Genomic DNA, 9,815 nt, shown 5'->3' with positions numbered 1-9,815 from the left:
GGGCTCGATCCGCTACCTTTCTTTATAAAACCCTATTCAGTTATGAATAGGGTTTTTTAATTATAAAATGTTTTTAAACTAAAAGGTTGTGGGAAATAATAACTATTTGACAACCTGGATGGAGTTATCTAATTAGATACCAGTAATTTTAAAGAAGTGTGTTTTGTAGGGTAATAGTTTGATAGTTTTTAACTATTAGTTTGCAGTATAAAACAAGTTTTGTTTTGTTTGGTAATTGTGAAGAAATCTCTAACTTGATTGGAATGTATTTCTACAAGATCATTATAATTTAATTCTCTTAAAAAGTTCATTTCAAAAGTAGTAATCTGATGTTTTAAGATGATTTCTGGAGAAATTAAATCCAAACACCATTCTAAATATTTTGTATTGTTTACATGATTGACAATGTCTAAATCCGACAAAACTACCTTAAGATCCTTAATTTTTGAAATGTCAGTATGAATAGATAGTCTAGAGAACGATTTTGAAGTCGCTTTCCTGTCAGGATATTTCTCAAAATGCTCATGTGGTAAGGCTAATGACTCTGGCTTTCTTAAATGTGTATTGAATACAGCCCAATAAGTAGTTGCTCCAACGATTTTTTTTCCATCTAAGTACATTTCAATATTACGTATCGATTTATTGCCATCTAAGCTCTCAATCCAAGTCGTTACAGTAACAGTGTCCAACCATTTTGGCAAAGATTCTATTTCAATGCGAATACGGCTTAAAACCCAAGCTTGATGATGTACTTGCATATCGCTAAAACTTAGACCTCCCATAATAGAATGTTCGGCAGCAGTTAATTGAAGTAGATTACACAAGTCAACGTATTTCAAATAACCATTTGGTGCACACTGAGTGAAATTGATTTTCCAATCATGTGAATAAACTGAAGTGAAATGATTTGAAATAGGCATCTGAGTAAAGTTAAGAAATGATTTTACTACTTACATGATTGATGATAGTATCAATATCTGTTTGATAATCGAACCATTCTGTATTTTCAGTCCGTTTAAACCAAGTCATCTGACGTTTGGCAAAACGACGGGTGTTTTTTTTGATTTCTTCAATAGCAAATTCTAAAGTAGTATTGCCGTCTAAGAAGTCAAATAATTCTCGATAACCAACAGTTTGTAAGGCATTAAGTTTTTTATTTGGATAAACTGCTTTGGCTTCTTCCAAAAGCCCTTGCTTTAACATGATATCAACCCTACGGTTAATCCTTTCATACATTTCTTCTCTATCCGCTTGTAAACCAATAACAATTGGGGTGAAATTTCGTGAATTTTTTCGTTTACCGACGAAAGATGAGTAAGGTTTTCCAGCGCCCAAACAAACTTCTAGAAAGCGTTTCATACGCTGTGGATTCTGAAGGGTTTGTGGATTTTGAGTTGAAATCTTATTGAAATAGTCAGGGTCTAATTTTTGTAATTCTGACTGAAGATAGGCAATACCTTCAATTTCGAATTTTTCATTGATTAAAGTTCTGACTGAAGAATCAATCTCTGGAAATTCATCAAAACCTTTTAAAACAGCATCGACATATAGTCCAGAACCACCGACCATGATTTGTATCGGTTGCTTTTGAAATAATTTATCTAACTTTTGCAACGCATCGTTTTCGAAATCGCCAACTGAATAGGAATCGAAAATCGAAATGTTTTGTATAAAATGATGGTGTGCAGAATCAAGTTCTTCTGGAGAAGGAACAGCAGTGCCTATAGTCATTTCTTTAAAAAACTGGCGGCTGTCACAGGAAATTATATCGCAACCAAAATGTTGAGCCAATCGGATGCTTAATGCTGTTTTTCCTATCGCTGTAGGACCTATGATAGTGATTAAATAGTTCATTTTTTCAAGAGAAGATTGGATTATCGGATTACAATTTGATAATCTTTAGCACTCTTCTTTTATTGATATAATTCTGAATGATATTACGGGTATCCCGATTATTTTGCATCGGAATGATGATGTTTTTCAAAATTTCGATGTTATTGATCTGATAGTTTAAGTCGTAGAAACAATAGCCTTTGTATATACCATTTTCAAGTAAAACCGCACTTCTTTCGTTGATGTTTCTTCCTCTGTCAATGATAACCATACTTTGATGATTGAACTGATGATTCTCTATGAAATCCTGGACTCTTTTATTGTACTCATCTGGGCTTTCTTTTTCTATACACGCCCCAAAACATTGTTTAATATCGTACTGAAAACAACTTTTTTTAGTGTCGTAAAGTCCATTTATTTTTTGGCACAATTGGTATTTTTCAGTGATTTTAAAAAGTGCATTTTTACCTTCTTGAACGGTGGCAAAAGAAGTGATCTCTTTTTTACGGCCATCTGCTTTCAAAACCTGTAAAGACAAATAACCCTTTGTGTCTTTTTCAACATACAAAGCCCAAGGAAATATCGTTTTGCGTTGAGAACGATTGTAAATCGGCTTGTTGATCTTTATTTCGTCACTTTCTTTTAAAAGCGCAATCAGCTCACTTCCAGTTTCTTCATATGTGACTGTATACACTTCATGTTGTATTTTTTTGCTTTTTCGTGAAGTACCTGTAAAATGTTGATTTACCCTTTTCTTAATGTTTTTACTTTTTCCAATGTAGATTAAATCTCCTTTTTCATTATGTATGTAATAGATTCCCGTTTTACTGGGTAAAGATTCAACAATATCGAGTAATTTAGGTGACATGCCCGACTTGAGTTCTGTTTTTATGAACGTCTTTACAATAGTCTTTTCAGCATCTTTCGATAAAAGGATCTTGAATAATTTCACGGTAGCCATTGCATCTCCATTAGCACGATGTCTATCGGCCACTGGAATTCCCAATCCACGAACCAATTTGCCTAAACTATAAGAAGGTTGACCTGGAATTAGTTTTTTGGATAATTCGACTGTACAAAGAGTCGGTCTTTGAAAATGAAACCCTAAACGGCGGAATTCAGTACGTAAAATTCGGTAATCAAAAGAAGCATTGTGTGCTACAATAGTGCAATCTTCAGTAATTTCAATAATTCTTTTGGCTACTTCGTAAAACTTTGGAGCACTTCGAAGCATAGCATTATTAATCCCAGTCAGTTTGACAACAAACGGTTGAATGGGGATTTCTGGGTTCACCAAGCTGATGAATTGGTCTACGACTTCATGACCATCAAATTTATAGATGGCTATTTCGGTAATACCTTCTTCATTGTATTGACCTCCAGTGGTTTCTATGTCGAGTATACAGTAAATAATGTAATGAATTTGAATTATCTGCTTCCAAATATACTACTTCCTACGCGAATCATGGTACTCCCGCATTCAATTGCTAAAGGATAATCACCGCTCATGCCCATAGAAAGTATCTGAAAGTTTGGATTTTTAGCTTGAATCGAATCAAATACTGTTTTTAAATATTCAAATTCGTTTCTAATTTGTGATTGATCATCGGTAAAACTAGCCATTCCCATTAAGCCTACCACATTTACGTTGGTTGCTGATTCATCGTTTTGTAAGTAGTCCAAAATCTCATTTAATTCACTTTCATCCAAACCAAATTTAGTTTCTTCCTGTGCTATCGATACTTGTAAAAGGCAATTTACTTTTTTTCGCCATTTTGTACCAAGACGGTTAATTTCCTTTAAAAGTTTCAAGCTGTCCACTCCATGAATAAGTTTCACATAGGGGATCATGAATTTGATTTTATTGCTTTGAACATGACCAATCATATGCCATTCAATATCTTTAGGCATTTGTTGCCATTTTTCAGTCATCTCTTGTATTTTGTTTTCTCCGAAAATACGTTGGCCAGCATTGTAGGCTTCCATTAAATCGCTAACCGGTTTGGTTTTGGAAACTGCGACTAAAGTAACGCGTTCAGGAAGTGTGGACTTTATATTTGTAAGGTTTTCGAATATTGACATTGTTAAATCATTATTTGTTGTATTAATTCATCAATTATAAAAGGGAGTGTTATAAGAGATGTAAATAGTATTAAAGTGAATATATAATCAATTTTATGTTTCGGATTTCTTCCATATTCGGGTTCTCTTTTAAAAATCTTAAAATAAATACTTCTTATTGTTTTATTTATGATTAGAAAAAGAAGAGGCATTTGTGCTCCAAAATAACCAATGCTTTTCTGATCCCCATTTTTATTATATTCAAATATAATACCAATGCCTAACATTAAAATCGAAATTAGAAGGCACTTAATAAAATAATTATTGAATATTAATTTGTCTTTATTATATCCAAACATAAAAAGTGTGAAGCCAAATAAAAGATATAAAAGTAGGTCTAAGTCCATAATTTATTTATAAAAGCATCCTTTTTACTTGAGAAATAGTTTGAAAATGGTTAATATGACAAGTTTTTGTTTTTTACCATAAATTGAAAGGAGTTAATCTTCAATTATTCATCTACAATTCATACACCAAAAGACCACTCCTGAATTTAGGTTCAATATAGGTGCTTTTTGGTGGCATAATCAGATTATTGTCGGCCAATAATTTAATTTCACTGATATCAGAAGGATATAGCATAAAACCAATTTCAAATTCGCCTTCATCAATCATTTCCTTCATATGTAATATGGCTTGTTTACCTGGAATATAATCAATTCGCTCGTCATTACGTAAATCGCCTATTCCTAATATCGGGTGCAACACTGTATCGTATAAAATTTGAGCATCTAAATTTTGAAGAATGTTTTTAGCCTGATCTTTGAATTTGTATTCCAAAGCATAAAAACGACCATCAAGATACATTCCGAATTCGTATTTATGCTTCGGTTGCCATAGTTCTCTTTTTTTATCTTTGATGATGAAATTTTCTGCAAGTAATCGAATAAAATCATCTTTTTGATGACCATTCAAATCACGTATTACACGATTGAATTCGTAAATTTTCACATTACTTTCCGCAATCAGAAAACTCATGAAATAGTTTAGATTTTTATTTCCGGTGTCTTTATCCTGTTCATACAGCATTTCAGCAGAAGCGGAACGATGATGGCCATCAGCAATATACAAATCGGGTATTTTGTCAAAATGATCAACTAATAAATTGATTTCCGTTTCGGTATCTATTTTCCAAAGCGTATGTTTTTCTTTATTTGTAGTTGAGAATTCGTAAATCGGACGACTTTTTTTATGAATGGCAATAAACGTGTTGATTTCGTTACTATCAGGATAGGTAATTAAAACAGGCTCTGTGTTAAATCCGGTTTGATGTAAGTAGTCTTTGAATAATTCAACTCTGTATTGAAGTGTATCTTCATGTTTTTTAATTACATTATTCTGATAATCTTCAATGGATGTTCCGGCAATAATTCCGGTGAATGTATTGTTTTTGGTTTGGATTTCGTGGAGATAAAAAATAGGTTTTTCATCTTGTATCAACACTTTTTCATTCTTAAAATCCTTATATTTCAAAGAAACTCCTTTAAAACGTTTGTCGTTTGTTATACGCTGTGCATTAACATAAGCCGGATGAATGATGTGCAAAAAGGAATACGGATTGTAATTCAACCAGGCAGCAAGCTCTGAAGAACTATAATCATCATACATTCTGCACGTCACTAACGCTACTTTGTCATGCGCAGGTCGGACAGCTTTAAAAGGAATTATTTTGGCCATTAATGCAATTGATAATTGACAATTAATAATTGATAATTATGAGAACTATCAATTATTAATTATCCATTGTTACTTATTTTGAGAATTGCTTAGCTACTTTTTCCGCTTTTTTACTTTCAGTATAATCGTAGAAACCTTCTCCTGATTTTACACCTAGTTTTCCAGCCATTACCATATTAACTAACAATGGGCAAGGAGCATATTTAGGATTTTTGAATCCGTCGTACATTACGTTTAAGATAGATAAGCATACATCTAAACCGATAAAATCAGCTAATTGTAATGGTCCCATCGGATGCGCCATACCTAATTTCATTACCGTATCGATTTCCTGAACACCTGCAACTCCGTTGTATAAAGTTTCGATGGATTCATTAATCATCGGCATCAAAATTCTATTCGCTACGAAACCAGGGTAATCATTAACTTCTGTCGGAACTTTTCCTAATTTTACTGATAAATCCATAATGATTTTAGTTACTTCGTCGGAAGTACTATACCCACGGATAATTTCCACTAATTTCATGATAGGCACCGGATTCATGAAGTGCATACCGATAACTCTTTCCGGATGTACCACTTGTGCAGCAATCTGAGTGATTGAAATTGAAGAAGTATTGGTCGCTAAGATTACATTGTGATCACAGATTTCACTCAATTGCTTGAAAATATTCAATTTTAAACCAACATTTTCCGTAGCAGCTTCCACGACTAAATCACAACCTACCACACCATCTTTAATATCTGTGTAAGTAATGATGTTACCGATGGTTTTGTGTTTGTCCTCTTCTGTGATAGAACCTTTGGTAACCATACGGTCAAGGTTTGCGGCTATGGTTGCCATTCCTTTTTCCAAAGATTTTTCAGATATGTCGATTAATTTTACAGTAAATCCTGATTGGGCAAATGTGTGGGCAATTCCGTTACCCATGGTTCCCGCTCCAATTACAGCTATGTGTTTCATTATTTTGATTTTATTGATTTTATTGATTTTAAAATTTCAGGAAAATTGGCTATTAAATAAATTATTAAGACCACTATTATGCGGACTTTGTTCTCATTCCAAATGTAAAACAAAAAGTATAGAGCAAGAGGAATTGAAAGATACTTTATGGCTTTATTCATTTGACCTAAAAATGATTTTGTATTTGGAGAAAATGAATCATAAATACTTTCTAAAAGATATCGTATCAACCCAAAAAATAATATAACCCCAAAAAAGTACAATATAAAAATAAGTAGTGATCCTTCTACCTGGGTATTATTCCATGTATTCCAAAGGAAAACAGAAAAAGAAATACTAATTCCTAGAAAAAAAACAGGTTTTATGTATTTTTTATAAAGAGTGATTAAAAAGTCTTTTCTATCCATGATTATTTTTTCATCGAATCGATAATCTGATACGCCACGCGTAACGCTTCTGTTGCTTGTTCCAATGTTACGATCGGTGCGGTATTATTGTTAATGGCATCAGCAAATGACTCCAATTCGTCTAATATGGCATTATTCGGTTCAACCGAAGGGTTGTCATAATAGATTTGTTTTTTCACGCCTTCTGCATTTTGTAAAATCATGTCAAAATCACCAGGAACTTCAGGTGCATCTTTCATTTTTACCACTTCACAAACTTTATCCAAATAGTCTACAGAGATGTAAGCGTCTTTTTGGAAAAAACGTGATTTTCGCATGTTTTTCATGGAAATACGACTCGAAGTAATGTTGGCTACACAACCATTTTCAAATTCCAAACGCGCATTGGCAATATCTGGTGAATCGCTAATTACCGAAACACCACTGGCATGAACATTTTTTACTTTCGAGTTAACAACGCTCAAGATGGCATCGATATCATGAATCATTAAATCTAATACTACCGGAACATCTGTACCACGAGGATTAAATTCGGCCAAACGATGCGTTTCAATAAACATCGGATTTTCGATTTTGTGTTTTACAGCTTTGAACGCCGGATTGAAACGTTCCACATGTCCAACCTGACCTTTTACATTGTACTCATTGGCTAAAGCGATAATTTCTTCTGCTTCTTCAACAGTGGTTGCAATTGGTTTTTCAATGAAAACGTGTTTTCCTGATTTAATGGCCACTTTGGCACATTTGTAATGAGAAAGAGTAGGAGTGACAATGTCAACAACATCCACTGCATGAATTAATTTAGCAATAGTGTCGAAGCGTTTATAACCAAATTCAGCGGCTATTTTATCAGCATATTCGGCATTTTCATCATAAAAGCCTACTAATTCGTATTGTTCAGATTGTTGGAGTAATCGTAAATGTATTTTCCCCAGGTGACCGGCACCTAAAACGCCTATTTTAAGCATAGAAAAAGTTTTTTCAAAGGTACTAAATTATTGTAAAAAGTAAAGAGTCGTAAAAATTATCATTAGAATTCCTAAAAACAAAAAATAAGATTTTTGACTTATTCCATTCTTCTGTTCATCAACAACATACGTGTCCGATAGACTGTCGTGCCAATTGTTTCCAAATAAAAAAGAAAAGGAATCGAAAGGTATGAGTCGCGACAAAGTTCGGGTGAAAGTGGATTTGAATGACGGAATTTGATCTTCCTCGTTATAAATTCGAGTTCCTGTTAAGAATTTAGCTGGTGTTGACTGAAAGAAGTGTTCAAAAGCCAAATAGTAAATGATTCGAATTGTAGCCAAAAGTACACAAAGACCTAAACTTTCACCAAATACTTCTTCGATACGATTTAGAAAATGGGCTATTGTTTCGTTATGTCTAGCATCGTAAATTATTTCATAAACTAGAATGTAAGTAAGTGTCAAGTCGAAAATTAGATGAAAAAATCGTTTTATTTTTGAGGAAACTGTAATTTGATTTTCTACTATTTTGAGTTCTTTTTGCTGATTCAAGTAAATTAGCATTTTGTAAGCAATATAGGTATAAACTCCCCAAAAAATCCAATGAAAAACCAAAAAGAAGCTGATGTCAAATTGGGTAGCATTCATTATAATGTAGGGAATGGAGAAAACTTTTGATAAAATAACTAAACTCAAATTGAAACGAATCAATTTGGTTTCTTTACCATTCGATGTAAAGAATAGAATTGCACCTACTAAAAAAGTAATACCTAAAAAAAGTTCTACTAGATTCAGTGAATATCCTAACGTTCTCTCTGGAGTAATGTTTAAATTAATAAAAAAATCGGGACTAATGAAACTGTAGGGTTTCAGTGTGTTGAAGATATGGTAGATAGAATCGAATTGTTGGTCTTCATGACCATAAGTTGATGTTATGATGAAAAACAAAAAAGTATTCACTATACCAATAATTGAAGTCAGTAGAGAGAATAAGAAAATCTTTTTATTCATAAATGGTTAGGGTTTACGGGTTTGTTACGAATGTACTACTTTTTGGTCAGGCTGGAATGTTATTAAATAAAATTATTGTGATCTAAAGACACATTTTGGCAAATTCTTTTCTAATTTTACCAAAAATAATATACTCCGAAATTGAAAGATACAGCCAAACATCAAGGACTTAGAAATCAGTTGGTAAGCCTTCTACAACAGAAAGGAATTACTGATAAAAACGTATTGGATGCGATTAAAAAGATTCCAAGACATTTATTTTTGAATTCCAGCTTTGAAGATTTTGCGTATCAGGACAAGCCTTTTCCAATTGGTGCCGGACAAACCATTTCTCAACCTTACACCGTTGCATTTCAAACGGAATTACTTCAGGTAAAAAAAGAAGATAAGATATTGGAAATAGGAACAGGAAGCGGTTATCAAACAGCAGTTTTATGTACAATGGGGGCCAAAGTATTTTCTATTGAACGACAAAACGAATTGTTCAAGAAAACCTCAGTACTATTACCTAAAATGGGAATACGTCCAAAGCATCTTTCTTTTGGTGATGGATATAAAGGGTTGCCCAATTTTGCACCGTTTGATAGTATCATAGTAACAGCTGGCGCTCCTTTTATTCCTCAACCCTTAATGGCACAATTGAAAATAGGTGGCCGTTTAGTGATTCCGGTGGGTGAAGATGTTCAAGTAATGACTCTGTTGATTCGAAAATCAGAAACCCAATTTGAAAAACATGAATTCGGAGATTTCAGATTTGTGCCTTTACTGGAAGATAAAAACTAAACCGTTTTTGTCGATATTCAATGATATTTGTCATTTTTCACTCTTTTTTCT

At 33.2% G+C, this 9,815-nt stretch carries 10 protein-coding genes; 1 reads left to right on the top strand and 9 read right to left on the bottom strand.

The window, feature by feature from the left end; translation table 11 throughout:
- Positions 1 to 188: 188 nt before the first annotated feature.
- From ACS8MM_RS04060 to ACS8MM_RS04020, 9 genes are all read right to left on the bottom strand, one after another.
- A complete protein-coding gene (locus ACS8MM_RS04060) occupies positions 189 to 920 on the bottom strand; it encodes an acyl-[acyl-carrier-protein] thioesterase (protein WP_379713290.1) in 732 nt (243 codons plus the stop codon).
- 10 nt (positions 921 to 930) lie between these two features.
- Entirely contained in the window at positions 931 to 1,854 is a 924-nt protein-coding gene (miaA, locus tag ACS8MM_RS04055) for a tRNA (adenosine(37)-N6)-dimethylallyltransferase MiaA (protein ID WP_379713288.1), read from the bottom strand.
- 28 nt (positions 1,855 to 1,882) lie between these two features.
- On the bottom strand, positions 1,883 to 3,244 hold the full coding sequence (locus ACS8MM_RS04050; protein ID WP_379714992.1) for an exonuclease domain-containing protein: 1,362 nt from the start codon (positions 3,242 to 3,244) through the stop codon (positions 1,883 to 1,885).
- A gap of 17 nt (positions 3,245 to 3,261) precedes the next feature.
- The gene (locus ACS8MM_RS04045; RefSeq protein ID WP_379713286.1) at positions 3,262 to 3,915 is read right to left on the bottom strand and encodes a YggS family pyridoxal phosphate-dependent enzyme; all 654 of its coding nucleotides are present in this window, start codon (positions 3,913 to 3,915) and stop codon (positions 3,262 to 3,264) included.
- A gap of 498 nt (positions 3,916 to 4,413) precedes the next feature.
- Entirely contained in the window at positions 4,414 to 5,631 is a 1,218-nt protein-coding gene (locus ACS8MM_RS04040) for a DUF1015 domain-containing protein (protein ID WP_379713284.1), read from the bottom strand.
- Positions 5,632 to 5,704: 73 nt separating this feature from the next.
- A complete protein-coding gene (locus ACS8MM_RS04035) occupies positions 5,705 to 6,595 on the bottom strand; it encodes a 3-hydroxyacyl-CoA dehydrogenase family protein (protein WP_379713282.1) in 891 nt (296 codons plus the stop codon).
- On the bottom strand, positions 6,595 to 7,002 hold the full coding sequence (locus tag ACS8MM_RS04030) for a hypothetical protein (RefSeq protein ID WP_379713280.1): 408 nt from the start codon (positions 7,000 to 7,002) through the stop codon (positions 6,595 to 6,597). The genes ACS8MM_RS04035 and ACS8MM_RS04030 overlap by 1 nt, the downstream gene beginning before the upstream one ends.
- A 2-nt stretch (positions 7,003 to 7,004) precedes the next feature.
- On the bottom strand, positions 7,005 to 7,970 hold the full coding sequence (locus ACS8MM_RS04025) for a Gfo/Idh/MocA family protein (protein WP_379713278.1): 966 nt from the start codon (positions 7,968 to 7,970) through the stop codon (positions 7,005 to 7,007).
- Between the two features lie 27 nt (positions 7,971 to 7,997).
- Positions 7,998 to 8,981, bottom strand: coding sequence for an RDD family protein (locus ACS8MM_RS04020; protein WP_379713276.1), 984 nt, complete (start codon positions 8,979 to 8,981; stop codon positions 7,998 to 8,000).
- A gap of 141 nt (positions 8,982 to 9,122) precedes the next feature.
- On the opposite strand from ACS8MM_RS04020, the gene ACS8MM_RS04015 reads away from it, so the two are divergent.
- A complete protein-coding gene (locus ACS8MM_RS04015) occupies positions 9,123 to 9,764 on the top strand; it encodes a protein-L-isoaspartate(D-aspartate) O-methyltransferase (protein ID WP_379713274.1) in 642 nt (213 codons plus the stop codon).
- Positions 9,765 to 9,815: the final 51 nt, after the last annotated feature.

This window comes from Flavobacterium sp. MAHUQ-57, assembly GCF_051908335.1.
GTDB lineage: Bacteria > Bacteroidota > Bacteroidia > Flavobacteriales > Flavobacteriaceae > Flavobacterium.
This window is presented reverse-complemented; position numbering and strand designations above follow the sequence as displayed.

What these genes read in the sequence shown, in the direction of transcription:
- ACS8MM_RS04060 (WP_379713290.1), bottom strand. Translation starts at nt 920, where the DNA reads ATGCCTATTTCAAATCATTTCACTTCAGTTTATTCACATGATTGGAAA.
- miaA (WP_379713288.1), bottom strand. Translation starts at nt 1,854, where the DNA reads ATGAACTATTTAATCACTATCATAGGTCCTACAGCGATAGGAAAAACA.
- ACS8MM_RS04045 (WP_379713286.1), bottom strand. Translation starts at nt 3,915, where the DNA reads ATGTCAATATTCGAAAACCTTACAAATATAAAGTCCACACTTCCTGAA.
- ACS8MM_RS04040 (WP_379713284.1), bottom strand. Translation starts at nt 5,631, where the DNA reads ATGGCCAAAATAATTCCTTTTAAAGCTGTCCGACCTGCGCATGACAAA.
- ACS8MM_RS04035 (WP_379713282.1), bottom strand. Translation starts at nt 6,595, where the DNA reads ATGAAACACATAGCTGTAATTGGAGCGGGAACCATGGGTAACGGAATT.
- ACS8MM_RS04030 (WP_379713280.1), bottom strand. Translation starts at nt 7,002, where the DNA reads ATGGATAGAAAAGACTTTTTAATCACTCTTTATAAAAAATACATAAAA.
- ACS8MM_RS04025 (WP_379713278.1), bottom strand. Translation starts at nt 7,970, where the DNA reads ATGCTTAAAATAGGCGTTTTAGGTGCCGGTCACCTGGGGAAAATACAT.
- ACS8MM_RS04020 (WP_379713276.1), bottom strand. Translation starts at nt 8,981, where the DNA reads ATGAATAAAAAGATTTTCTTATTCTCTCTACTGACTTCAATTATTGGT.